General features: G+C 65.6%; 17 protein-coding genes. 13 read left to right on the top strand and 4 right to left on the bottom strand.

The window, feature by feature from the left end; translation table 11 throughout:
- Positions 1–18: 18 nt before the first annotated feature.
- Positions 19–1041: an L-threonylcarbamoyladenylate synthase gene (locus LY284_RS10105; RefSeq protein WP_045450368.1), complete on the top strand. Its 1023-nt coding sequence runs from the start codon at positions 19–21 to the stop codon at positions 1039–1041.
- 1088 nt (positions 1042–2129) lie between these two features.
- Here the strand turns inward: LY284_RS10105 and LY284_RS10100 are convergent.
- Together LY284_RS10100 and dacB are read right to left on the bottom strand one after the other, a co-directional pair.
- Entirely contained in the window at positions 2130–3236 is a 1107-nt protein-coding gene (locus tag LY284_RS10100) for an SGNH/GDSL hydrolase family protein (protein ID WP_045450369.1), read from the bottom strand.
- Positions 3237–3468: 232 nt separating this feature from the next.
- A complete protein-coding gene (gene dacB, locus LY284_RS10095) occupies positions 3469–5064 on the bottom strand; it encodes a D-alanyl-D-alanine carboxypeptidase/D-alanyl-D-alanine-endopeptidase (RefSeq protein ID WP_045450370.1) in 1596 nt (531 codons plus the stop codon).
- Positions 5065–5323: 259 nt separating this feature from the next.
- Here dacB and LY284_RS10090 point away from each other — a divergent pair, with 259 nt between their 5' ends.
- From LY284_RS10090 to LY284_RS10065, 6 genes are all read left to right on the top strand, one after another.
- Positions 5324–5986: a response regulator gene (locus LY284_RS10090; RefSeq protein WP_014190551.1), complete on the top strand. Its 663-nt coding sequence runs from the start codon at positions 5324–5326 to the stop codon at positions 5984–5986.
- Positions 5986–7287: an ATP-binding protein gene (locus LY284_RS10085; protein WP_045450371.1), complete on the top strand. Its 1302-nt coding sequence runs from the start codon at positions 5986–5988 to the stop codon at positions 7285–7287. The genes LY284_RS10090 and LY284_RS10085 overlap by 1 nt, the downstream gene beginning before the upstream one ends.
- Before the next feature lie 345 nt (positions 7288–7632).
- Positions 7633–9150 carry a DegQ family serine endoprotease gene (locus tag LY284_RS10080; protein ID WP_045450373.1) on the top strand — a complete coding sequence of 506 codons (1518 nt, stop codon included), beginning with the start codon at positions 7633–7635 and terminating at the stop codon, positions 9148–9150.
- 140 nt (positions 9151–9290) lie between these two features.
- Entirely contained in the window at positions 9291–9782 is a 492-nt protein-coding gene (locus tag LY284_RS10075; RefSeq protein WP_014190554.1) for a hypothetical protein, read from the top strand.
- A gap of 144 nt (positions 9783–9926) precedes the next feature.
- Entirely contained in the window at positions 9927–10304 is a 378-nt protein-coding gene (locus LY284_RS10070; RefSeq protein ID WP_045450374.1) for a DUF427 domain-containing protein, read from the top strand.
- 74 nt (positions 10305–10378) lie between these two features.
- Positions 10379–11182 carry a CoxG family protein gene (locus LY284_RS10065; protein WP_014190556.1) on the top strand — a complete coding sequence of 268 codons (804 nt, stop codon included), beginning with the start codon at positions 10379–10381 and terminating at the stop codon, positions 11180–11182.
- Here LY284_RS10065 and LY284_RS10060 read toward each other — a convergent pair.
- Entirely contained in the window at positions 11179–12135 is a 957-nt protein-coding gene (locus LY284_RS10060; protein WP_045450375.1) for a helix-turn-helix domain-containing protein, read from the bottom strand. The two genes, LY284_RS10065 and LY284_RS10060, sit on opposite strands and share 4 nt — an antisense overlap.
- A gap of 128 nt (positions 12136–12263) precedes the next feature.
- Between LY284_RS10060 and LY284_RS10055 the strand changes: the two genes are divergently transcribed.
- Complete coding sequence (locus LY284_RS10055) at positions 12264–12893, top strand: cysteine hydrolase family protein (protein WP_233385869.1); 630 nt, start codon at positions 12264–12266, stop codon at positions 12891–12893.
- Here LY284_RS10055 and LY284_RS10050 read toward each other — a convergent pair.
- Positions 12876–13520 carry a TetR family transcriptional regulator gene (locus LY284_RS10050; protein ID WP_014190559.1) on the bottom strand — a complete coding sequence of 215 codons (645 nt, stop codon included), beginning with the start codon at positions 13518–13520 and terminating at the stop codon, positions 12876–12878. The two genes, LY284_RS10055 and LY284_RS10050, sit on opposite strands and share 18 nt — an antisense overlap.
- A 444-nt stretch (positions 13521–13964) precedes the next feature.
- Between LY284_RS10050 and LY284_RS10045 the strand changes: the two genes are divergently transcribed.
- The 5 genes from LY284_RS10045 to LY284_RS10025 all read left to right on the top strand — a co-directional run bounded on the left by LY284_RS10045 (position 13965) and on the right by LY284_RS10025 (position 24894).
- Positions 13965–15239, top strand: coding sequence for an efflux RND transporter periplasmic adaptor subunit (locus tag LY284_RS10045; protein ID WP_014190560.1), 1275 nt, complete (start codon positions 13965–13967; stop codon positions 15237–15239).
- Between the two features lie 15 nt (positions 15240–15254).
- Positions 15255–18428, top strand: coding sequence for an efflux RND transporter permease subunit (locus LY284_RS10040; protein ID WP_045450377.1), 3174 nt, complete (start codon positions 15255–15257; stop codon positions 18426–18428).
- Position 18429: 1 nt separating this feature from the next.
- Positions 18430–19959, top strand: coding sequence for an efflux transporter outer membrane subunit (locus LY284_RS10035; protein ID WP_045450378.1), 1530 nt, complete (start codon positions 18430–18432; stop codon positions 19957–19959).
- A 495-nt stretch (positions 19960–20454) separates the two neighbouring features.
- Positions 20455–21696, top strand: coding sequence for an efflux RND transporter periplasmic adaptor subunit (locus tag LY284_RS10030; RefSeq protein WP_045450379.1), 1242 nt, complete (start codon positions 20455–20457; stop codon positions 21694–21696).
- Positions 21697–21714: 18 nt separating this feature from the next.
- Positions 21715–24894: an efflux RND transporter permease subunit gene (locus LY284_RS10025; protein WP_045450380.1), complete on the top strand. Its 3180-nt coding sequence runs from the start codon at positions 21715–21717 to the stop codon at positions 24892–24894.

The following is a 24894-nucleotide window of genomic DNA, read 5'->3' as shown; positions in this document are numbered from 1 at the left end:
CTCGTAGTTGTTGACGCAATGACCATCATTTATCCGGGCGCGGCGCAGATCGACGAAGCCGCCGCCTTGCTCGATGCGGGCGAACTCGTCGCGTTTCCGACCGAAACGGTCTACGGGCTGGGCGGCGACGCCGAGAATCCCGACGCCATCGCGCGCATCTATGCCGCGAAAGGGCGGCCGGCGAATCATCCGGTGATCGTCCATCTCGCGCCCGAGGCCGATCCGGGCTACTGGGTGCGCGAGATGCCCGCCGATGCGCAAAAGCTCATCGATGCGTTCTGGCCCGGTCCGCTGACACTGATTCTGAAGCGCGCGGCGCATATTCCGGCGGCGGTGAGCGGCGGGCAGGATTCGGTCGGCGTGCGGTGTCCGTCGCATCCGGTGGCGCAGCAGTTGTTGTCGGCGTTTCATGCGCGGCGTCGCGGCACGGGCAAGCAGGGCGGTGTCGCGGGGCCGTCGGCGAATCGCTTCGGGCACGTCAGCCCGACGACCGCGCAGCATGTTCGCGATGAATTCGGCGGCGCGGTGCATGTGCTCGATGGCGGCGCGGCGGATGTCGGCATCGAATCGACGATTCTGGATTTGTCGCGCGGCTTTCCGGCGCTGCTGCGGCCGGGGCATGTGAGTCCGCAACAGATCGCGGATGTGATCGGCATTGCGCCTCGCTTGCCCGATGGCTCGGATGCGACTGCGCCGAGGGCGTCGGGGACGTTGAAGGCCCATTACGCGCCGAGGACGCCGCTCGTGCTGCTGCCGTTTTCGGCGATGGAACCGCTGCTTCGTCGTGATGGCGACAGGAAAATCGCGCTGGTGGCGCGGGCTTCGAGCGCGGGGGAGTGGGCGCGTGCCTCGCATGTTCACTTCGTGGCGGCGCCGGAAGATCCGCAGTCTTATGCTCGGGATCTTTATGGTTTGCTGCGGGCGCTCGATCGGGCGAATGTGGAGCGGATTCTGATCGAGAAGCTGCCGGAGACGGTGGAGTGGATTGCGGTGAATGACAGGTTGGGACGGGCGGCGGCGGCGTTTGAGGCTGAGGAGTGATTCGCTCTGCGGGTTTTGGGGTGAATGTGAAGATCGGTTGTCGGGATTCCGCTTTTGGAACAGTTGGTTATGATCTAGGGGTTTCCTCCGTGTGGGCGGAGATAGGCCGCGTCGAGCTGTTCCGTTTTTCTTCAAGATCGGGTTTCCTCCGCGTGGGCGGAGATAGCCCGATGATGACGCCGCCGTTGCGAATCTCGACCATGTTTCCTCCGAGTACGCGGAGATAGCCCCGAGCCCGCGACCGCCGAGCGCTGGCGTTCGCTGTTTCCTCCGAGTACGCGGAGATAGACCCCGATAGTTTCGAGGCAATTGGCCGGCTCGTCGGTTTCCTCCGAGTACGCGGAGATAGACCGCACTATCAAGTCGCCGCCGACGCCATGCAAGAGTTTCCTCCGCGTGCGCGGAGATAGACCCCTCTTCGCGCGCTTTCTGAACAAGTGCACGAGGTTTCCTCCGCGTGCGCGGAGATAGACCCACCATCCGCCGCCTGCTGAATTTGTGTCTCGAGTTTCCTCCGCGTGGGCGGAGATAGGCCCGTCATCAAACGCAATGCGGATGGCTTGTACGCGTTTCCTCCGCGTGCGCGGAGATGGACCCGCCTGTGTCGCGCTGCCTTGCGCGGCTTGCGAGTTTCCTCCGCGTACGCGGAGATAGGCCCAAGCGCTGCGAGATCGCCGGCATTCGCTTCGAGTTTCCTCCGCGTACGCGGAGATAGGCCGATGACCGTCAGCACGATCATGGGTAAGGGTTCGTTTCCTCCGCGTGGGCGGAGATAGGCCGGCTTGACCGTAGTTCGCGCTCTGTGAGGACTGGTTTCCTCCGCGTGTGCGGAGATAGGCCGTTTCCGGCCCCGTTCGGCTATGGGCGCATCGCGTTTCCTCCGCGTACGCGGAGATAGGCCCCCGCGCATCGAAGTGCGCATTCGGCCGATGCAGTTTCCTCCGCATGCGGAGATACCCCCCCGCCCGACGATTGGGCTCGCCCAACCTCCGCGCAAATCCTCCGCCTCGTAACGGAGACCTCCAAAAAACAAAACCGCCCGGACGATCCCTCATCCGGGCGGTTTCCCCATCCTCAAAGAGAATCGCTTACTTCCCCAACCCCGACTTCGCCACCACCTGTTCCGCCGCTTGCGCATACAACGCGCCCAGATGCGTCGTCGGATGCACGGTATCGGCGTACATGTAGGTCTGATCCGCGCCTGCCACAGTCAAAGTCTCCGGCGAGCAAAACAGGGAAGTCGCGAAAGCGGCCGGGTTGGGTTCGCCGAACTTCTGCGCCGCCGCCGCCATCGCCTGCAGATTACAGGCCGTGCCGGTATTCGACACCGTGAATCCGAACTGGCCAAAATTCGCAGTGACTTTGGCAAGCACCGGCACGATGTCGAGATAGATCACTTTCGACATCAGCCCCGCTTGCGTCAGCGCCCCGGCAAGCGCCTGGTTGAAGCCGAGCGATGCCTGCGTGAGCAATGCCCGATTCGCCGCCGAACTCATCATGCCCTGCGGCGTCGTGCCGATGTCCGGCACATTCGACACCAGCACGTGCGTCGCGCCGCTCTGCAAGACTTTGCCGATTATGCCCGCAAGATCGATGGCAGCCTTGCCGATCGCCGCGCTAGCCTGAGCCGGCGTGATCGCGCCCGTCTGCGCCAACTGGAAGTTGTACAGGATATCGTTACCGCCGCCATTGACGATCACGAGCTGGTTCGAATTGAAGCTGCCGTGCGCGCTGAGATAGTTCGTCACCTGCTGGACGACCGGCACCGTCAGCGCACCCTGATAATTCGCCGGATCGTTCGACACGTGATTGATACCGATCGGGTTCGTCACCAGTGCGCCACCCTGCGCATACCCCAATCCCGACTGCGTCGCCGGCGGGACCCCAAAACCGCCGGTCATCGCGGGCGTCAGCGTGTCGCCGTAATACTGCGCGACGTTCTGCACCCAGACCTGGCCCGGATTCGTCGTGAAGCGCCCGCCGCCGAAGTTCGCCGCCGCGACGGGTGCGTACGTGCCGACATCGGAAAGGCTGTCGCCGAAGGACACGATCTGCAGCTTGACGCCGCCCGGCGGGGTGGAATTGTTGTCGTCACCGCCGCCGCCGCACGCGGCGATCAGGGCAAACGCGGCGCTGGCCGTCGCGACTTGAGCAAAGCGCGTCAGGGCGGCGCGCATCGAGCGTTGCTTCTTCATGGACCTCGTCTCCGTTCTTCGGTGTTTTCTAGTTCGATTGCGGTGTCCGACCGTCGTGCGGTCTTCACGCCGCGTAGCTGCCATTTTAGGCGATGCAACACGCCCCTCCTGATACGCGTCGCACCCGGCCAAAGCGCCGTGCCCGACAGCGTACAGGCGCGCGCGCCTTCCCGGGCGCGACTTCGTAGAAGAAATCTTCGGTCACGCCGGGCGGCCGTGCCCGGCGCCGCGCTCACTCCGCCAGATCCGCCTTGCGCGCGCCCTCGTAGACCCATTCGAGCAGCGCGTCGTGGGCGGCGCGCGCGGCCTCGGCGCGCGGATCGTTGATGAAGCTCACGATCACGTAACTCTCGCCGTTCGCCGCGCCGACATAGCCCGCGATCGCGCGCACGTCGCGCAGCGTGCCGGTCTTGATGTGCGCATTGCCGAACGCGCCCGCGTTGGTGAGACGGTTGCGCATCGTGCCGTCGACGCCCGCGATCGGCAGCGATTCGACGAACACCTGCGCGACCGGACTCGCGTTCGCCGCCTGCAGCAGATCGGCGAGTGACGCCGCGCTGATGTGCTCGTCGCGCGAAAGGCCCGAACCGTTGTCGAGCGCGAGGCCGTTCATGGGCAAGGCGCTGCGCTTCAGGAACGACTGGATCGCCGCGGCGGACTTCGCCGTCGTCGCGGGCGGCTTCAGCTGCGCCGCGCCGATCGTGAGGAACAGGTTGCGCGCCATCACGTTGTTGCTGAACTTGTTGATGTCGCGCACGACATCCGACAGCACCGGGCTGCGATGCGTGCCGACGAGCCGCGCGCCGGACGGCGTCGGGCCTTCGCGCGTCGCGCCCTGGAACGTGCCGCCGGCCTGCTTCCACAGCGCGAGAAAGCCGCCCGCGAAGAACGTCGAATGATCGAGCGCGGCGACGTTGACGGTGCGCGAGCCGCAGCGCAGCGGATAGTCGCCGATGAACGACGCCTGCACGAAGCCGCCCTGCGTCTGCGCGACGCTCGGCGACGCCGCCGAAAGCGAGCCGACGCACGCGCCGCGCGTGACGCGCAATTCGTTGTCGATCTGCAGTTGCGCGAGCTGCGGCAACACGTCGATGGCCACTTGCCCGTCCGCGTTCGGCGTCAGGGTGAAGGACAGCGACTTGAACGCATAGAGCAACGGATCGGGACCGACGTTGTACGGCGCGCTGTCGTCGTTGTCGAAGGCGGGCAGGTCGCGCGTGGAGGCGTCGAAATAGCGCTTGTCGAGCACGAGCGCGCCGTCGATGCCGGTGATGCCGTTCTTGCGGATCTGGTCGACGAGATCGATCAGTTCTTCCGGCACGAGCTTGGGATCGCCCGTGCCCTGAATGTAGAGATTGCCGTGCAGCACGCCTTGCGTGTCGATCTGGCCGTCGGCGTAGGCGGTCGTCTTCCAGCGATAGTCGGGCCCGAGAATCGAGAGGCCCGCGTACGTGGTGACGAGCTTCATCGTGGAAGCGGGCAGCATCGGCTCGTTCGCGTTGATCGAGACGAGCGGCGTGGGCGCGCCGATGCGTTGCACGACGACGCTCATCGACGAGAGCGGAACGTGCGCGCGGGCGAGCGCCGTCATGACCGATGCGGGCAGCGGTCCGGCCGGCACGCTCGCTTTGGCGACGCGCGAGGCTTTCCCGTTCTTCGCGGCGCGCTTGCCTTTCGCCGCGCGCTCCGGCGACTGCGCCTGCGATTCGGCTTTCGTGCCGCCGCGCGCGAAGGCAGCGGGCGCAGGGCCGAGGGCCGCGCAGGCGAGAACGGCGGCGAGCGCGAATGAGGAAAGACGGCGGGACGCGAAACGGGAAGCGAGCGGCATGGACGAGCGTTGTTCTTGGGCTGATTACTGGCTGCGGCGCGTGCACGGGCGGGCGTCGCGGCGCGGGAAGCGGCTATTGTAGACAAGCTGGCTTGCGGAAATCGAAAGGGCGGAAATCGAACGGGCCGAGCGGGCAGATTCGCCGCCGTTCTCTGCAAATGGACGATGTGCGCGGTTAAGTCCCGTTTAAGCCTGTGGCGCGGCCTCGCGGCTACAATGAACCGCGCATCACCACGCCAACCACCAACAGACATGTGCCATGCGAATCCTGCTTGTCGAAGATGACCGGATGATCGCCGAAGGCGTGCGCAAGGCGCTGCGCGCGGACGGCTTCGCAGTCGACTGGGTGCAGGACGGCGAGGCCGCGCTCACCGCGGTGGCCGGCGAGTCCTACGACCTGATGCTGCTCGATCTCGGCCTGCCCAAGCGCGACGGCCTCGACGTGCTGAAGACGCTGCGCGCGCGCGCCAATGCGCTGCCGGTGCTGATCGTCACGGCGCGCGACGCCATCGCGGATCGCGTGAAAGGCCTCGACGCCGGCGCGGACGATTACCTCGTGAAGCCCTTCGATCTCGACGAGCTCGGCGCGCGCATGCGTGCGCTGATCCGCCGTCACGCGGGGCGCGGCGAGTCGCTCGTGCGTCACGGCGAACTGACGCTCGATCCCGTGGGCCATCAGGTGACGCTCGCGGGCAATCCCGTGGCGCTGTCGGCGCGCGAGTTCGCGCTGCTCGAAGCGCTGATGGCGCGGCCCGGCGCGGTGCTGTCCAAGAGCCAGCTCGAAGAGAAGATCTACGGCTGGGGCGAGGAAATCGGCAGCAATACCGTCGAGGTGTATATCCACTCGCTGAGAAAGAAGCTCGGCGCCGATCTCATCCGCAACGTGCGTGGCCTCGGCTACATGGTCGCGAAGGACGCCTGATGCGGTCGATTCGCCGGCAATTGCTGATCTGGCTGCTCGCGCTCGTGATCGTCGGCGTGGGGTTCGCGGGGTGGCTCATCTATCGGCAGGCGCTCGCCGAAGCCAACGAACTGTTCGATTATCAACTGCAGCAGATCGCGGCGGCGCTGCCTTCCGAGCCGTTCTCGTCGGTGCTCTCGTCGCGCAGTGAAAGCGACGAAGGCGTCGTCATCCAGATCTGGAACCGCAATGGCGTGCTGATGTACTACTCGCATCCGCGCGTGCCGCTCGCGCCGCATGCGGAACTCGGCTTCTCCACCGAAATGACGCCGCGCGGCGAATGGCGCGTGTATAGCGCGATCGTCGGCGATAACGTCGTGCAGCTCGCGCAGCCGCTGTCGATCCGCAATCGCGTCGCGGCGGGCGTCGCATGGCGCACCTTGTGGCCGCTCGTGCTGTTGCTGCCGCTGCTTGGCGTCGCGATCTGGGTGATCGTCGGACGCGGGCTCGCGCCGTTGCAGCGCGTGACGCGCGCGCTCGACACGCGTCATCCCGAGGCGCTCGATCCGCTCTCCGATCAGCGTCTGCCGCAGGAAGTGCGGCCCGTGGTGCGCGCGTTGAATGCGCTGCTCTCGCGCTTGTCGGCGGCGCTCGATACGCAGAAGGCCTTCGTCGCCGATGCCGCCCACGAACTGCGCACGCCGCTTGCCGCCGTGCAGATTCAGGCGCAGCTCGTCGGCCGCGCGCAGGACGACGACACGCGGCGCGAGGCGCTCGCGGACCTGAACGAAGGCATCGCGCGCGCGACGCGGCTCGCCGAGCAACTGCTCGCGCTGGCGCGATCGGAGCCGGATGGCAAGGCGGTCGAAACGCGCGTCGATCTCGACGAACTGCTGGAAGGCTGCGTGCGCGGCTACGTGCTCGTCGCGCAGGAACGCGGCGTCGATCTCGGCATCGAGGCGAGCGAATCGGCGAGCGTCAAGGGCGATCCGGATTCGCTGCGGGTGATGTTCAACAATCTCATCGACAACGCGACGAAGTACACGCCGAGAGGCGGTAGAGTCGATGTCTGCGTGAAGCTCGAAGGCGGTAATCCTCTCGTCGAGATCGCCGACACCGGCCCCGGCATTCCCGGCGAAGAGCGCGAACGCGTGTTCGACCGTTTCTATCGCGTGGGCGAAGGCGTGAATCGCCCGCGTACCGATGTCGCCGGCAGCGGCCTCGGTCTCGCGATCGTGCGGCGCATCGCGGTTCAGCACGGCGCAACGGTGTCGCTCGGGGAGTCGGAGGCGGGTGGGCTCAAGGTCGCCGTCAGGTTCTGAAGCCGCGTTCGCGGTGTCGCGTTCTGCAACCAACTTTCGGAGTTATCGACTTCGAATAAGAATTCCTAATCGCTAATATCTCGCTCGTCGTTTGAGGTTCTGAAGCAGCAAAGAAGTTGAGTTGAAGTTGGCAGTGGCAGCATCGCAGTGATGAAGTAAATGGGGTGCAGTAAAGCAGTAAGTCGGTCGTAGTGCGAAGGGCGCTCGTTCATGAACGAGCGCCCTTTTTATTGGCCTTTCCCGCGCGAAGTTCAATTTTTAAGAAAGGTTTAAGCGACGCCCCGTAAGCTCCTTTCATCGATATAGCGCGCTCTCCGGGAGCGCATCCCTCGTCAGGAGCACACGATGAAAGCAAAGATCCTCACCCGTAGCGCCGTCGCGGCGGCCGTCGCCGTTGCCTTGTCGGCGGGCTATGTGGCCGGTCATAACAACGTGCCTGCGCCGCAGGTCATCGCGCCCGCGCAAGCCGCCGCGCTGATGCCCGCCGAAGCCGCAGCCAAGACGGGCATTCCCGATTTCTCCGGCCTCGTCGAGACCTATGGTCCGGCGGTGGTGAACATCAGCGCGAAGCATGTCGTCAAGGAAACCTCGGCGCGCAGCAGCCGCAACCAGTTGCCGATGGACCCTGACGATCCGCTCTACCAGTTCTTCAAGCGCTTCGGCGGCTTCCCGGGCTTCGGCGGCGGGCAGGGCGGCCCTGGCGGCCCCGGCGCGGATCGTCCGAGCGAAGGCTTGGGCTCGGGCTTCATCGTGAGCAGCGACGGCTACATCCTCACGAACGCACATGTGGTCGATAACGCCAACGTCGTCACCGTGAAGCTCACCGACAAGCGCGAGTACCGCGCGAAGGTCATCGGCGCGGACAAGCAGTCGGACGTCGCCGTGCTGAAGATCGAGGCGAAGGACCTGCCGACCGTGAAGATCGGCGATCCCAACGGCAGCAAGGTCGGGCAGTGGGTCGTCGCGATCGGCTCGCCCTACGGCTTCGACAACACCGTGACGTCGGGCATCATCAGCGCGAAGTCGCGCGCGCTGCCCAACGAGAACTACACGCCGTTCATCCAGACCGACGTGCCCGTGAACCCCGGCAACTCGGGTGGTCCGCTCTTCAACCTGCAGGGCGAAGTCATCGGCATCAACTCGATGATCTATTCGCAGACGGGCGGCTTCCAGGGTCTTTCGTTCGCCATCCCGATCAATGAAGCGATCAAGGTGAAGGACGCGCTGATCAAGACGGGTCACGTGGATCGCGGCCGCCTCGGCGTGACGGTGCAGGGCATGAACCAGACGCTCGCCAATTCGTTCGGCATGAAGTCGCCGCAGGGCGCGCTCGTGAGCTCGGTCGAGCCGGGCGGACCGGCCGCGAAGGCGGGCTTGCAGCCGGGCGACGTCATCACCGCGCTCAACGGCGTGCCGGTGTCGGATTCGACTTCGCTGCCGTCGCAGGTCGCGGGCCTTTCGCCGGGCAGTTCGGCGAAGGTGACGGTGTGGCGCGACAAGAGCGCGAAGGATCTGAGCGTGACGATCGGCGCGCTCAAGGACGCGAAGACCGCGAGCGCGAAAACCGGCGCGGGCGGCGACGAGGCGTCGGCGCAGGACGCGCGGCTCGGCGTCGCGGTGCGTCCGCTCACGCCGGAAGAGAAGCAGAACGATTCGCTCTCGCGCGGCCTGCTGGTGCAGCAGTCGGGCGGCGCGGCGGCGAGCGCGGGCATCCAGCCCGGCGACGTGATCCTCGCGGTCAACGGGCAGCCGGTCACGTCCGTGCAGCAGTTGAAGTCGATGGTGGAGCACGCCGGCGACAGCATCGCGCTCCTGATCCAGCGCGACGACGCGCAGATTTTCGTGCCGGTCGATCTCGGCTGAGCGCGGTAGTTCGAACGCGATGCGGGCACGAACCATGCTCCGGGGTTCCCGGGTGCCCCATCGCGCGATACCGGCGCATCGGGCGTGACGCCGCTGGCGCGCTTTCAGGGCGCGGCGGCATCGGATAAAGGAGCACGAAGATGACGAACAAAACCACGGGCAGGCTGGCGGCCGCACTCGTCGTTGCGGCCATGAGCGCGGGCATGACGGGCGGCGCCTGGGCGCAGGCATCGGGCACGACGGGCGGCACCACGGCCGATACGTCGAGCGCCGGCAACACCAACGGCGGCGGCCTGCCGCAAGTCCAGCAGCAAGGCGACGTCTCCTACACCTCGGGCGGTGTCGGACTCGACGAATCGCGCGCATTGTTGCGCGAACAGGCGCACTGGCCGCTATCGCTGCGCTTCACGGGACCGACCGCGGAATACCTGTCGGGCGTCACCGTGCGAATTGCCGGCGGCAAGGGCGGCGACGTGCTCTCCACCGAGGCGATGGGTCCGTACATGCTCGTCAAGCTGCCGCCGGGCAACTACACGGTCTACGCGAAGTATAAGGATCAGGAGAAGAAACAGTCGGTGAACGTCTCCGGCCCGGGCAAGGCCAAGGCGGCGTTCCACTGGAACATTCAGTAAGCGCAAGCGTCCAAGGGGGACACGCGCGAGGCATCGAAAGCGCTCACCCAGCATCGTCAGTTTGTCTCATAATTAAGCCACGGGTATTCGATGCCCCGTGGCTTTTTCTTGGGCATTTCGTTCGGACGCGGGAGGCGCATCAGGATGGGCACGGAACTCAAAGACGGGCACGAGGCGGCGCATGGCATCGAAATCACGCTGAACGGCCGGCGTTGCCGCGTGATCCATCAGGGCGTCACCTACGCCGACACCCACGCGTCCTTCACGCTTATCGAGGCGGGCGCGGAGAAAGTGCACTACTTTCCGCGCGCCGACGTCAACATGGCGCGGCTCGAACGCTCGATTCACACCACGCAGTGCCCGATGAAGGGCCAGGCTACGCACTATCATCTGCTGACGGAAGACGGCCCGATCGAAAACGCCGCGTGGAGCTACGAAGCGCCGCTCGACGCCGCCGTGAAAATCAAGGGCTATCTCGCGTTTTACGGGTCGCGCGTCGATCGCATCGACGAAACGTCTTAGCGCGCCTTCGAACAGACACCGCCACGCCACTCAGCCATAACGAACGCATGCGGACCTTGTAAGCGGAGGCTCGAATGGAAGTCACCGATGCATTGCGCGTTCCGCTCGACCCGGCGCATGTCCGGGACGCGCTCGGCGATCTCGCGCTCTTGCGGGCGAGTCTGGACAACTGCGAATCGTTCACGCGCACGCCCGGCGGCGAGTATGTCCTCACGCTGATCGTGCCGCTCGGCGCGCTGCGGGCGCGCTACGAAATCCGCGCGCATGCCGCCGGGCGCACGCGTCAGGCGGCGCACGCGGAAGGCGAACCCGCCGAACCTGCCGACGCCGCCGATACCGCTTACGCCCGCACGCTGAGCTTCAAGGCGCGCGGCGAGGGCGTGGGTTCGCTGCGCGGGCAGATCGCGGTCGCGCTCAATCCCGACGAAGACGACAGCGATTCGACCTGGATCGAGTACACGGTCTGGGCGACGGTCTCGGGCCCGCTCGCCGGCTTGCCGTCGCGGCAGATCGAGAACGCGCTGCGCGAAGGCGCCGACGATTTCTTCGCCGAATTCTGCGAAGTGGTGCGGGCGAAGCACGGTCTGCCGTCGATGCGCGCGGCGGGCGAAAACGCCGCGCGCCGCCATGTGTTTCTGCGCCCGAGCTCGATGTCGGCGGCCTTCTCGCGCCGCCCGGGTGCGATGCGCGCGCCATCCGCCGATGCGCACGCGAGCGGCGTGCTGCGGCATCGTCTGCACGGTCATGGCTTCGTGCATCACGACCGCGATCATTCGCACGATCCGCATCCGCTCGGCCTGCCGGCCTGGGCGTGGGCCGCGATGCTGGTGTGCATCGCACTGTTCGCGTATCTCGCGCAGCACGTCGGGCTAGGTTAGACCCCGCGAAACGCGCGCCGGTACGCCGAGGGCGACGTCTTCAACGTCTGCGCGAATTGCTGGCGCAGCGTCGCGCCGGTGCCAAAACCGCACGTCTGCGCGATGCGATCGACCGGCAAGTCCGTATCTTCGAGCAGCCGTTGCGCCAGCGCGACGCGCTGCCCGACGAGCCACGCGCCGACCGTCGTGCCCGTCGTCTGCCGAAAGCGCCGTGTAAAGTTGCGACGGCTCATCGCCATGCGCGCGGCGAGCGCATCGAGCGAATGATCCGTTTGCAGGTTGGCGCGCAGCCAGTCGAGCAGCCCGGCGAGCTTTTCCCCGTTCGCGCGCCCAGGCAGCGGCTCGTCGATGAACTGCGCCTGCGAGCCCTGGCGATGCGGCGGCACCACGAGCCGCCGCGCGACCTGATTCGCCGCGTGCGAGCCGGCGAGCGCGCGCAGCACGTGCAGACAGCAATCGAGCCCCGCCGCGGTGCCGGCCGAGGTCGTGATGTTTTCATCGTCGATATAGAGCACGTTCGGATCGAGCCGCACGCGCGGATAGCGGCGCGCGAAATCGTCGGCCCATGCCCAGTGCGTCGTCGCCGCGCGGCCGTCGAGCAGGCCCGCCGCCGCGAGCACATACGAGCCGAGACACAGCCCGACGATGCGCGCGCCCCGTGCATGCGCCGCGCGCAACGCATCGAGCAGCGCGCCGGGCGGCGTTTCGGCGGGATCGCGCCAGGAAGGGACGATGACGACATCGGCCGAATCGAGCGCATCGAGCGAATGCCGGGCCGCGATCGTGAAGCCCGCCGATGTCGCGAGCGCCCGCGGCTCGGCGGCGCATACGCGGAAATCGAACGGCGGCACGCCGATCCCGCCGCGCTCCTCGCCGAACACGATGCACGGCACGGCGAGATGGAACGGGCTGATGCGGTCGAACGCGACGACGGCGATCGAATGGCGACTCATGGGCGGCCCTTTGAAAACGATGGTTCAGGCCATTTTGGCCTGAATCCATCGAAAGTTGGCGATCGGGCCACTTATGGCGTTGCGCGCGCGCGGCGACAATGCGCTCAACCGACCGAAGGAGAAGAACCATGCCGCGCCGCGCCCTGATCGTCATCGACGTGCAGAACGAGTATGTCGAAGGCAATTTGCTGATCGAGTATCCCGATGTGAACGTGTCGCTTGCCAATATCGGCCGGGCGATGGACGCCGCCCAGGAGCACGGCGTTTCCGTCGTCGTCGTGCAGAATTTCGCGCCGGAGAGCGCGCCGATCTTCGCGCGCGGCTCGGCGATGGCCCAACTGCATGAAACCGTGGCGTCGCGGCCGCGCGCGCATTACGTCGAGAAGTCGCTGCCGAGCGCGTTCGCGGGCACCGATCTCGCCGACTGGCTGAAGGCCAACGACATCGACACCATCGTGATCGCGGGCTACATGACGCACAACTGCGACGATTCCACCGTGAAGCACGCGGTTCACGCCGGGCTTTCAGTGGAATTCCTCGCGGACGCGACGGGCGCCGTGCCCTATGAAAACCGCGCGGGGAAGGCGAGCGCGGAAGAGATTCACCGCGTGTTCACGGTGGTGATGCAATCGCGCTTCGCCGCCGTGCTCAGCACCGATGAATGGCTCGCCGCGCTGGAAAGCGGCGAGCCGCCCGCGCGCGACAACATCTACGCGTCGAATCAGCGGGCGCGCGCCGGTTCAGCCGCCAGCCGGTGACAGCAGCGCGGCGCTGCAACGCAAGGCGTCGAAGCACGCGTCGATGAGCGCTTCGGCGTCGCGCTCCGGATGAACGAGGTCCGGCAGCATCAGCGAATCGTGCAGGATGCCGGTGAAGAGGCAGTGGAGCATGGTGGTCGCGCGGTTCGTATCGAGCGTCGCGGGAAGCTGCTTCTTTTCGACGGCGTTGCGCAGCGCGCGCTCGATGCGCTCCATGCCGTCGCGCATGTTGTTCTGATGCCGCTCGCGCACCGGCCCCATCTCTTCGACGAATTCGCACTTCATGAACAGGATGTCGAAGACGCGGCGGCGCTGCTCGTCGCTCGTGATGTTGCGCATGCACCAGACGAAAAGCTCGCGCAGGCGTGCGAGCGGATCTTCTTCCTTGCCGTCGAGCGTCGCTTCGACGAGTTCGTCGAGCGGCAGCAGGCTGCGGTCGAACATCGCGTTGAAGAGATCGCCCTTGTTCGCGAAATGCCAGTAGATCGCGCCGCGCGTCACGCCCGCGGCGTGCGCGATGTCCGCGAGCGTCGTGCGCGACACGCCCTTCTCGTAAAAGACGCGCTCGGCGGCATCGAGTACACGGTTGCGCGTCGCCTGCGCTTCTTCCTTGGTTCGTCTGACCATATCCTGCGGCCTGGGGCCGTCTGTTCCTGCTGCTGCCGTTAAAAAGCCGCTTGTCCGCGGTCTTGTCGAAGGTTCGTCGAACGTAATCGATTCCCCGGAGCGGTTTGTTCTCGCCTCCAATGGGGAAAAACACGTACAGTTTTTTACATTCATTCGTGAATGTATATACAATACCACCCGTCAACAAATTTCGACAAATTGAATCGGCGAGCAGATTTCCGTAAGCTTTCAATCCGTTGTCCGTTCTGACCGTCCTTGGGTCAAGCGCCGGCGCCTCGGGCGCCCAGCACGGACATGAAGCGCAGGCTGAACCGCCTGCCGCTTAGCTCACTCGTCGAACCGTTGATTTGTCGGACAGCGTCTCACGACGCTCGTGCGCGGCATTGCCCGGGGAAGGCCGCCGCGCACCCAACTTCACTCTCAGTCTTAGACAGAGGTCGCTCCATGCGCGTCGAACGGGTTCCACTCCGCTTAATCACCGCCGCGACGGCTGCCGTGTTCCTGGCAGCGTGCGGGCAAAAACAATCAGCACCTCCGCCGCAAACGCCCGAAGTGGGCATCGTCACCGTGCAGCCGACGAGCGTGCCGGTCGTCGTCGATCTGCCGGGCCGCACCAACGCGTATCTCGTCGCGCAAGTGCGTGCGCGCGTCGACGGCATCGTGCTGCGCCGCGAATTCACCGAAGGCGCCGAGGTCAAGGCCGGTCAGCGGCTCTACAAGATCGATCCGGCGCCGTACATCGCGCAGTTGAACAACGCGAAGGCGTCGCTCGCGAAGGCGCAGGCGAACGTCGCGTCGCAGAACGCGCTCGTGTCGCGCTACAAGATCCTCGTCGCGGCGAACGCCGTGTCGAAGCAGGACTACGACAACGCCGTGGCCGCCCAAGGCCAGGCCGTCGCCGATGTCGCCGCGGGCAAGGCCGCCGTCGATACCGCGCAGATCAATCTGGGCTACACGGACGTCGTCTCGCCGATCACCGGCCGCACCGGTTTGTCGCAAGTCACGCCGGGCGCATACGTGCAGGCGAGCGCGGCGACCCTGCTCACGACCGTGCAGCAGCTCGACCCGATCTACGTCGATCTGACGCAATCGAGCGTCGAGGGCCTCAAGCTGCGCCGCCAGATTCAGGAAGGGCGCCTGCAGACCGAGGGCATTCACGCCGCGAAGGTGTCGCTCGTGCTGGAAGACGGCCGCACTTATACCGAGCAGGGCAAGCTCCAGTTCTCCGACGTGAGCGTCGATCAGAGCACCGGCTCCGTCACGGTCCGCGCGATCTTCCAGAACAAGGACCGCGTGCTGCTGCCGGGCATGTTCGTGCGCGCGCGCATTCAGGAAGGCGTGAACGACCACGCGCTCGTCGTGCCGCAGATCGGCGTCACGCACGACCAGAAGGGCCAGCCGACGGCGCTCGTCGTGGGCAAGGACGACAAGGTCGAACTGCGCCAGCTCGTCACGGGCGGCACTTACGGCAACAACTGGGTCGTCGATAACGGTCTGAACCCGGGCGATCGCGTGATCGTGAACGGCGTCGACAAGGCGAAGCCCGGCATGCAGGTGAAGCCGGTCGCGGCGAAATTCCCGTATCCCGCCTCGGACGCGCAGGTCGCGCAGGCGCCGGGCGCGGCTTCAGGCGCGCAGGGAGCGGCATCGGCCCCGGCATCGGCCCCGGCGAACGCGAGTGGTGCGCAAGCCGCATCGGCCGCTTCGGGCGCGCAATAAAAGGGAGCCTGTTAAATGGCAAAGTTTTTTATCGATCGGCCGATCTTCGCATGGGTGATCGCGATCATCCTCATGCTCGCGGGGATGGCGTCGATCTTCACGCTGCCGGTCTCGCAGTATCCGACCATCGCGCCGCCCGCGATCCAGATCAGCGCGAACTATCCGGGCGCATCCGCGAGCACCGTCGAAAACACGGTGACGCAGGTGATCGAGCAGCAGATGACCGGCCTCGATCACTTGCTCTATCTCTCGTCCACCTCCGATGACTCGGGCACGGCCACCGTCACGCTGACGTTCGCGGCCGGCACGAATCCGGATATCGCGCAGGTGCAGGTGCAGAACAAGCTGCAGCTCGCCACGCCGCTTCTGCCGCAGGTCGTGCAGCAGCTCGGCACGAAGGTCACGAAGTCGAGTTCGAGCTTCCTGCTCGTGCTCGCGTTCGTGTCCGAAGACGGCAGCATGAGCAAGTACGACCTCGCGAACTACGTGGCGTCGAAAGTGGCGGACCCGCTTTCGCGTCTCGACGGCGTCGGCACCACGACGCTGTTCGGCTCGCAGTACGCGATGCGCATCTGGCTCGACGCGACCAAGCTCACGAACTACTCGCTTACGCCGGTGGACGTGAAGAACGCCATCAGCAATCAGAACGTGCAGGTGGCGGCGGGCTCGCTCGGCGGCACGCCGTCGGTGCCGGGGCAGATGCTGCAGGCGACCATCACCGAAGCGACGTTGCTGCAGACGCCCGAGCAGTTCGGCAACATCCTGCTGAAGGTGAATCAGGACGGCTCGCAGGTGCGCCTGAAGGATGTGTCGCACATCGAGCTCGGCGGCGAAAACTACAACTTCGATACGAAGTACAACGGCCAGCCGACCGCGGGCTTCGGTATTCAGCTCGCCACGGGCGCGAACGCGCTCGCGACCGCCAAGGCGGTGCGCGCCAAGATCGACGAGCTGTCGAAGTACTTCCCGAATGGTCTCGTCGTGAAGTACCCGTACGACACCACGCCGTTCGTGCGCCTGTCGATCGAGGAAGTGGTCAAGACGCTGATCGAAGGCATCGTGCTCGTGTTCCTCGTGATGTATCTGTTCCTGCAGAACCTGCGGGCGACGATCATCCCGACGATCGCGGTGCCGGTCGTGCTGCTCGGCACGTTCGCGATCATGTCGGCGGTGGGCTTTTCGATCAACGTGCTCTCGATGTTCGGCCTCGTGCTCGCGATCGGTCTGTTGGTGGACGATGCGATCGTGGTCGTGGAGAACGTCGAGCGGGTGATGTCGGAAGAGCATTTATCGCCGCGCGAGGCGACCCGGAAAGCGATGGGCCAGATCACCGGCGCGCTGATCGGCGTGGCGCTCGTGCTGTCGGCGGTGTTCGTGCCGGTGGCGTTCTCGGGCGGCTCGGTGGGCGCGATCTACCGGCAGTTCTCGCTGACGATCGTGGCGGCGATGGTGCTGTCCGTGATGGTCGCGCTGATTCTGACGCCGGCGCTGTGCGCGACGCTCCTGAAGCCGCATCCGGAAGGGCACGAGCCGGAAAAGAAGGGCTTCTTCGGCTGGTTCAACCGCAACTTCAACAAGAGCCAGGACAAGTATCACAAGGGCGTGCAGCATGTGATCCGGCGCTCGGGACGATGGCTCATCATCTATATCGTCGTGATCGTCGCGGTGGGCATGCTGTTCCTGCGCCTGCCGAAGTCCTTCCTGCCCGATGAAGACCAGGGCACGATGTTCGTGCTCGTGCAGGCGCCGCCGGGCTCCACGCAGGAGTACACCGCGCACGTGCTGAAGGACGTGCAGGACTGGCTGCTGACCGACCAGAAATCGATCGTCGAATCGGTGTTCACGGTGAACGGCTTCTCGTTCGCGGGACGCGGCCAGAACTCCGGTCTCGTGTTCGTGCGGATGAAGGACTATGCGGAGCGCCAGCACAGCGATCAGAAAGTACAGGCGCTCGTCGGCCGGATGTTCATGCACTTCGCGCCCTACAAGGACGCGCTGATCTTCCCGGTCAACCCGCCGTCGATTCCGGAACTTGGCACGGCCGCGGGCTTCGACTTCGAGCTGCAGGACCGCTCGGGCGTGGGTCACGCGAAGCTGATGGAAGCGCGCAACATGCTGCTCGGCATGGCCGCGAAGGACCCGACGCTCGCGCAGGTGCGCCCGAACGGCCTGAACGACACGCCGCAGTTCAAGGTGAACATCGACCGCGAGAAGGCGAATGCGCTCGGCGTCTCGGTATCGGACATCGACCAGACGTTCTCGATCGCGTGGGCCTCGCAGTACGTGAACAACTTCCTCGATGTCGATAACCGGATCAAGAAGGTCTACGTGCAGGGCGACGCACGATTCCGCATGACTCCGGAAGACCTCGAAAAGTGGTACGTGCGCAACGGCTCGGGAACGATGGTGCCGTTCGGCGCGTTCGCGACGGGCAACTGGATCTACGGCTCGCCCAAGCTCGAACGCTACAACGGCATTTCGGCGGTGGAAATCCAGGGCGCGGCAGCTCCCGGCAAATCGACCGGCCAGGCGATGAGCGCGATGGAAGCGATCGCGGCGAAGCTGCCCGCGGGCATCGGCTACGAATGGACGGGCTTGTCGTATCAGGAGCGCCAGTCCGGTTCGCAGGCGCCGATCCTGTACGGCATCTCGATCCTCGTCGTGTTCCTGTGTCTCGCGGCGCTGTATGAAAGCTGGTCGATTCCGTTCTCGGTGATCATGGTCGTGCCGCTCGGCGTGCTCGGCGCGCTGCTCGCGGCGACCTTGCGCGGGCTGGAAAACGACGTGTTCTTCCAGGTCGGCCTGCTGACCACGGTGGGGCTGTCGGCCAAGAACGCGATTCTGATCGTGGAGTTCGCGCGGGAGCTGCGCATGCAGGGCATGTCGACGGTCGAGGCGGCAATGGAAGCGGCGCGCCTGCGGTTGCGCCCGATTCTCATGACCTCGCTCGCGTTCATTCTCGGCGTGCTGCCGCTCGCGATCAGCAATGGCGCGGGCTCGGCGAGCCAGCACGCGATCGGCACCGGCGTGATCGGCGGTATGTTGACGGCGACGTTCCTTGCCATTTTCATGATCCCGATGTTCTTCGTCGTGATCTCGAAGTTCAGCAAGAGCAAGGATGTGCCGTCGGTCGGCACGTCGGAAGGTCCGCACGGCGGCGAACCGTCCTCGGACAAGGAAGGACACTGAGATGATTAAACATTCGTTGATCGCGGCCGCCGCGGCCATGCTCGCCGCCGGCTGCACGCTGCAGCCGAAGTACGAGCAGCCGGCGGCGCCCGTCGCGCAGACGTTTCCGGAAGGCGGCGTGTACGCGCACCAGCCGGATGCGTCGTCGACGGCGAGCAATGGCCGCACCGCGAACGGGCAGAGTGCGCCGGACATCGGCTGGCGCGACTTTTTTGCCGATGCGCGCCTGCAGAGGATCGTCGAGCTCGCGCTGAAGAACAACCGCGACCTGCGCGTCTCGGTGCTCAACGTCGAGGCGTCGCGCGCGCAGTATCAGATCACGCGCGCGGCGCTCTTCCCGACGCTCGATGCCAGCGCGTCGCAGAGCAAGCAGCGCACGCCGAAGAATCTCTCGTTCTTCGGCAACACGATCTCCAACACGTATTCGGTCGGTCTGAACGCGTCGTGGGAAATCGACTTCTTCGGGCGCATCCGCAGCCTGAAGGATCAGGCGCTCGCGCAGTATCTGTCGACGGCGGAATCGCGCAAGGCGGCGGAGATCGCGCTGGTGTCGTCGGTGGCGGACCAGTATCTGACGATGCTCGCCTTCGACGACGCGCTCACCGTCACGCAGAACACGCTCAAGACCGCGCAGGAGTCGTTCCGCATCACGAAGCTGCAATACGAGAACGGCACCGGCACCGAACTGGATCTGCGCCAGTCGGAGGGCGTCGTCGAAGAGGCGCAGGCGAATCTGCAAACGCAGTCGCGTCTGCGCGCGCAGGCGGAAAACGCGCTCGTGCTGCTGGTGGGCGAGCCGCTGCCGGCCGATCTGCCGGCGGGCATGCCGCTCGACACGCAGAATCTGCTCTCCGACATTCCCGCGGGACTGCCGTCCGATCTGCTCGCGCGCCGTCCTGACATCGCGGCGGCCGAGCAGTCGCTGCTTGCGGCGAACGCGAACATCGGCGCGGCGCGCGCGGCGTTCTTCCCGCGCGTGTCGCTGACGGGCAGCTTCGGCACGCTCTCGCCCACGCTCGGCGGCCTGTTCAAGCCGGGGTCGGCGGCGTGGTCGTTCGCGCCGCAGATCACGGTGCCGATCTTCGAGGGCGGCCAGAACAGGGCCAATCTCGATCTCGCGAACGTGCAGAAGCGCATCGAGATCGCCAATTACGAGAAGGCGATCCAGACGGCCTTCCGCGAAGTCGCCGACGGTCTCGCCGCGCGCGGCACCTTCGACGAGCAGATCAAGTCGCTCGAACGCTTCGTGAATTCGCAGAGCCGCCGGCTGGAGCTGTCGGACTTGCGCTATCGCAACGGCGTGGACAGCTATCTGGCGGTGCTGACCGCGCAGACGGCGCTCTACGAGGCGCAGCAGTTGCTCATCACGGCGCGCCTGAACCGCCTGACCAACCTCGTCGATCTGTATCAGTTCCTGGGCGGCGGATGGATCGAGCGCTCCGGCGATGCCCCGCGCCCGGCGGATGCGCCCGTCGACTACGGCTCGCAAGGCGCGCCGCCGCAACCCGCCTCGGCGCCCGCGGCGAGCTGAAGCCGCGTCGACACGATGCAATAGAGCCCGGCCTCGCGCCGGGCTTTTTCATGCGCGCTCGCAATCGCGCGGGAATTCGCCGTGCGGTATAGGCCGCTGCGCGCCTTTACCGCATTTGTTTTAATCAGAGTCAAATTATCACAGTTATGCCTGCCGTTTAGTCAGTCTCGGCGCGGGCGATCTCTATAATCGGCTGCTTGTCTCAGCCATCGCTGCATCCGGCTCGAAGACTGTCGCCCGAGAGCGAATTTCATTTAGGTATCCAAAAAATATGGCTTTCATCCCGAGGCGGGGATGACTCCGCCGGATGGTCCGGCGGCGCTTTGCCATGCGACGCGGTGAACAGCCATTTACGACGCGCATCCGGCCCATTGGCTTGGCCAGCGCCGCCTTCTGTTTGCTCGCATCGCACTGAACACGTCGCGTGCGCGTCCCGCCATGAGCGGGGGGCGCGCGCTCGTCTTTCATTTTTAGCACTTACGGAGGTCTGCGTTCATGCGTCCCAAACGGATTCCATTCCGCCTCATCGGTGTCACGACGGCCGCACTGCTGGCGGCCGGCTGCGGAGAGAAACATGCCCCGATGGCGCAACACACGCCGGAAGTGGGCGTCGTCACGCTCGACACGGCGGCCGTGCCGGTCACCGCGGAACTGACGGGCCGCACGAGCGCGTTCCTCGATGCGCAGGTGCGTGCGCGAGTCGATGGAATCGTGCTGCGCCGCGAGTTCACCGAGGGCAGCGTCGTCAAGGCCGGTCAGCGTCTGTACAAGATCGACCCCGCGCCGTTCATCGCACAACTGAACAACGCGAAGGCGTCGTATGCGAAGGCGCAGGCGAATCTCGTTTCGACGAGCGCGCAGGCCGAACGCTACAAGGTGCTGGTCGCATCAAGCGCGGTCAGCAAGCAGGACTACGACAACGCGGTCGCGGCGCTTGGCCAGGCGCAGGCCGATGTCGCTTCGGCGAAGGCGGCCATCGAGACCGCGCAGATCAACCTCGGCTACACGGACGTGAAGTCGCCCGTGACGGGGCAGGTCGGGATCTCGCAGGTCACGCCGGGCGCCTACGTGCAGGCGGCGCAGGCCACGCTGATGGCAACCGTCCAGCAGCTCGATCCGATGTACGTCGATCTCACGCAGTCGAGCCTCGACGGCCTCAAGCTGCGGCGGCAGATTCAGGAAGGCCGTCTTTCGACGAGCGGCCCGCACGCCGCGAAAGTCACGCTGATTCTCGAAGACGGCCGCGTGTATCCCGAGCAGGGCAAGCTGCAATTCAGCGATGTGACCGTCGATCCGTCCACCGGCTCGGTCGCGGTGCGCGCTGTCTTCCTGAATGCGGATCGCGTGCTGCTGCCGGGCATGTTCGTGCGCGCGCGCATCGAGGAGGGCGTGAATCCCAAGGCGATCGTCGTGCCGGTCCAGGGCGTCACGCACGACCAGAAGGGCACCGCGCTCGCGATGGTCGTCGGCAAGGACAACAAGGTGGCGCTGCGTCCGCTCGTGACGTCGGGCACCTACGGCCAGAGCTGGGTGGTCGACAGCGGCCTGAATGCGGGTGAGCGCGTGATCGTCGAGGGCATCGACAAGGTGCGGCCGGGCATGGAAGTGAAGGCGGTGCCCGCGCATCTGCCCGCCGCGCCGAACCCGGGCGCAGACCAGACCGCGGCGAAGCCCGCGGACAAGCCCGCGGACAAGCCCGCGGCGGCCTCGGGCGCGTCCGGCGCTGCCGGCGCATAAGGACGGGAGGCACGCCACATGGCCAAGTTTTTCATCGATCGCCCGATCTTCGCGTGGGTGATCGCCATCATTCTGATGCTGGCGGGCGTCGCGTCGGTGTCGACGCTGCCGGTCGCGCAGTATCCGACCATCGCGCCGCCCGCGATTCAAATTTCCGCGATGTACCCGGGCGCATCGGCCAAGACCGTCGAAAACACGGTCACGCAGGTGATCGAGCAGCAGATGAGCGGTCTCGACCATCTGCTGTATCTATCGTCCACGTCCGATGACAGCGGCACCGCGACCGTCACCCTCACGTTCGCGGCGGGCACCAATGCCGACATCGCGCAGGTTCAGGTGCAGAACAAGCTGCAGCTCGCCACGCCCAATCTGCCGCAGGTCGTGCAGCAGCTTGGCATCAGCGTGACGAAGTCGAGCAGCAGCTTCCTGCTCGTGCTCGCGTTCGTGTCGGAAGACGGCAGCATGAGCCGCGACGACCTCGCGAACTACGTGGCCTCGAACGTTCAGGACCCGATCAGCCGTCTCAACGGCGTGGGCACAGTGACGCTCTTCGGCACGCAGTACGCCATGCGCATCTGGCTCGATCCCAACAAGCTCGCGAACTACGGCCTCACGCCGGTGGACGTGCAGAACGCGCTGCAAGCGCAGAACGTGCAGGTTGCGGGCGGCCAGCTTGGCGGCGCGCCGGCCGTGCCGGGCCAGTCCATGCAGGCGACCATCACCGAGGCGACGCTGCTGCGCACGCCCGAGCAGTTCGGCAACGTGCTCCTGAAGGTGAATCAGGACGGCTCGCGAGTGCGCGTGAAGGACGTCGCGCGCGTCGCGCTAGGCGGCGAGAACTACACGTTCGAGACGCAGTACAACGGCAGCGTGGCCGCGGGCTTCGGCATTCAGCTTGCCACGGGCGCGAACGCGCTCGCGACGGCGACGGCGGTGCGCGCGAAGATCGATGAACTGTCGAAGTACTTCCCGCCCGGTCTCGTCGTGAAGTATCCGTACGACACCACGCCGTTCGTGAAGCAGTCGATCGCCGACGTGGTGAAGACGCTGTTCGAAGCCATCGTGCTCGTGTTCCTCGTGATGTACCTGTTCCTGCAGAACCTGCGGGCAACGATCATCCCGACCATCGCGGTGCCGGTCGTGCTGCTCGGCACGTTCGCGATCATGTCGGCGCTGGGCTTCTCCATCAACACCTTGTCGATGTTCGGCCTCGTGCTCGCGATCGGCTTGCTGGTGGACGACGCGATCGTGGTCGTCGAGAACGTCGAGCGTGTGATGTCGGAAGAGGGCCTGCCGCCCAAGGAAGCCACGAAGAAGGCGATGGAGCAGATCACCGGCGCGCTCATTGGCGTGGCGCTCGTGCTGGCGGCGGTGTTCGTGCCGGTGGCGTTCACGGGCGGTTCGGTGGGCGCGATCTACCGCCAGTTCTCGCTGACGATCGTCTCCGCGATGGGCCTTTCCGTGTTCACCGCGATGGTCCTGACACCCGCGCTGTGCGCCACGCTCCTGAAGCCGCTGCCGAAGGGGCACGAGGAGAAAACGACTGGCTTCTTCGGCTGGTTCAACCGGACGTTCAAACGGAGCCAGGAGAAGTATCACACCGGCGTGTCGCACGTCATCAAGCGCTCGGGGCGTTTTCTGATCCTCTATCTCGTGATCATCGCGGCGGTCGCGCTGATGTTCACGCGCCTGCCCAAGGCGTTCCTGCCCGATGAAGACCAGGGCACGATGTTCGTGCTCGTCGCGACGCCGGCCGGCTCGACGAAGGAAATGACGCAGCGCGCGCTCGACGACGTGTCCGGCTATCTGCTGAAAGACGAGCATTCGATCGTCGAGTCGGTGTTCACGGTGAACGGCTTCAGCTTCGCGGGCCGCGGACAGAACTCCGGCCTCGTGTTCGTGCGCCTGAAGGACTTCGCGCAGCGCACGGCCGCGAACGAGAAGATTCAGGCGCTCGTCGGGCGCACCTTCGGCCGCTTCGCGGGCTACAAGAACGCGCTCGTGTTCCCGGTGAATCCGCCGTCGATTCCCGAACTCGGCACGGCGTCGGGCTTCGACTTCGAGTTGCAGGATCGCGCCGGCCTCGGCCACGAGAAGCTCATGGAAGCGCGCAACATGCTGCTCGGCATGGCGGCGAAAGACCCGTCGCTCGCGCAGGTGCGTCCGAACGGCCTGAACGACACGGCGCAGTTCAAGGTGAACATCGACCGCGAGAAGGCGCTCGCGCAGGGCATCGAGCCGTCCACGATCGACCAGACGTTCTCGATCGTGTGGGCCTCGAAGTACGTGAACAACTTCCTCGACACCGACAGCCGCATCAAGAAGGTGTACATGCAGGGCGACGCGCCGTTCCGCATGTCGCCCGAAGACATGAATCGCTGGTACGTGCGCAATTCGTCGGGCTCGATGGTGCCGTTCTCGTCATTCGCGACGGGCGAATGGAGCTACGGCTCGCCCAAGCTCGAACGCTACAACGGCCTTTCGTCGACCGAGATTCAGGGCATTGCCGCGCCGGGCAAGTCGACCGGCCAGGCGATGGCCGCGATGGAAGCGCTCGCGGCGAAGCTGCCGGCGGGCGTCGGCTACGAGTGGACGGGGCTGTCGTTCCAGCAGATCCAGTCCGGCTCGCAGGCGCCGGTTCTGTACGGCATCTCGATTCTCGTCGTGTTCCTGTGTCTCGCGGCGTTGTACGAGAGCTGGTCGATTCCGTTCTCCGTGATCATGGTCGTGCCGCTCGGCGTGATCGGCGCACTGCTGGCCGTCTCGCTGCGCGGTCTGGAGAACGACGTGTTCTTCCAGGTCGGCCTGCTGACCACGGTCGGGCTGTCGGCGAAGAACGCGATTCTGATCGTCGAGTTCGCGCGTGACCTTCAGGTCTCGCAGAAGATGGGTCCGGTCACAGCGGCGATAGAAGCGGCGCGCCTGCGCCTGCGTCCGATCCTGATGACTTCGCTCGCGTTCATTCTCGGCACGATGCCGCTCGCGATCAGCAACGGCGCGGGCGCGGCGAGCCAGCACGCGATCGGCACGGGCGTGATCGGCGGGATGATCACCGCGACCTTCATCGCGATCTTCATGGTGCCGATGTTCTTCGTCGTCGTGCGCGCGCGTTTCGGCGGCGACAAGGAGGACGCGGCTGCCGCGATCGCGCGCTATGACGCGCAGCGGCGCGCCCAGCAGGGCAACGAAGGACATTGA

The sequence above is a fragment of the Caballeronia sp. PC1 genome, from assembly GCF_021353155.1.
Taxonomy (GTDB): domain Bacteria; phylum Pseudomonadota; class Gammaproteobacteria; order Burkholderiales; family Burkholderiaceae; genus Caballeronia; species Caballeronia cordobensis.
This window is presented reverse-complemented; position numbering and strand designations above follow the sequence as displayed.

What these genes read in the sequence shown, in the direction of transcription:
- LY284_RS10105 (WP_045450368.1), top strand. Translation starts at nt 19, where the DNA reads ATGACCATCATTTATCCGGGCGCGGCGCAGATCGACGAAGCCGCCGCC.
- LY284_RS10100 (WP_045450369.1), bottom strand. Translation starts at nt 3,236, where the DNA reads ATGAAGAAGCAACGCTCGATGCGCGCCGCCCTGACGCGCTTTGCTCAA.
- dacB (WP_045450370.1), bottom strand. Translation starts at nt 5,064, where the DNA reads ATGCCGCTCGCTTCCCGTTTCGCGTCCCGCCGTCTTTCCTCATTCGCG.
- LY284_RS10090 (WP_014190551.1), top strand. Translation starts at nt 5,324, where the DNA reads ATGCGAATCCTGCTTGTCGAAGATGACCGGATGATCGCCGAAGGCGTG.
- LY284_RS10085 (WP_045450371.1), top strand. Translation starts at nt 5,986, where the DNA reads ATGCGGTCGATTCGCCGGCAATTGCTGATCTGGCTGCTCGCGCTCGTG.
- LY284_RS10080 (WP_045450373.1), top strand. Translation starts at nt 7,633, where the DNA reads ATGAAAGCAAAGATCCTCACCCGTAGCGCCGTCGCGGCGGCCGTCGCC.
- LY284_RS10075 (WP_014190554.1), top strand. Translation starts at nt 9,291, where the DNA reads ATGACGAACAAAACCACGGGCAGGCTGGCGGCCGCACTCGTCGTTGCG.
- LY284_RS10070 (WP_045450374.1), top strand. Translation starts at nt 9,927, where the DNA reads ATGGGCACGGAACTCAAAGACGGGCACGAGGCGGCGCATGGCATCGAA.
- LY284_RS10065 (WP_014190556.1), top strand. Translation starts at nt 10,379, where the DNA reads ATGGAAGTCACCGATGCATTGCGCGTTCCGCTCGACCCGGCGCATGTC.
- LY284_RS10060 (WP_045450375.1), bottom strand. Translation starts at nt 12,135, where the DNA reads ATGAGTCGCCATTCGATCGCCGTCGTCGCGTTCGACCGCATCAGCCCG.
- LY284_RS10055 (WP_233385869.1), top strand. Translation starts at nt 12,264, where the DNA reads ATGCCGCGCCGCGCCCTGATCGTCATCGACGTGCAGAACGAGTATGTC.
- LY284_RS10050 (WP_014190559.1), bottom strand. Translation starts at nt 13,520, where the DNA reads ATGGTCAGACGAACCAAGGAAGAAGCGCAGGCGACGCGCAACCGTGTA.
- LY284_RS10045 (WP_014190560.1), top strand. Translation starts at nt 13,965, where the DNA reads ATGCGCGTCGAACGGGTTCCACTCCGCTTAATCACCGCCGCGACGGCT.
- LY284_RS10040 (WP_045450377.1), top strand. Translation starts at nt 15,255, where the DNA reads ATGGCAAAGTTTTTTATCGATCGGCCGATCTTCGCATGGGTGATCGCG.
- LY284_RS10035 (WP_045450378.1), top strand. Translation starts at nt 18,430, where the DNA reads ATGATTAAACATTCGTTGATCGCGGCCGCCGCGGCCATGCTCGCCGCC.
- LY284_RS10030 (WP_045450379.1), top strand. Translation starts at nt 20,455, where the DNA reads ATGCGTCCCAAACGGATTCCATTCCGCCTCATCGGTGTCACGACGGCC.
- LY284_RS10025 (WP_045450380.1), top strand. Translation starts at nt 21,715, where the DNA reads ATGGCCAAGTTTTTCATCGATCGCCCGATCTTCGCGTGGGTGATCGCC.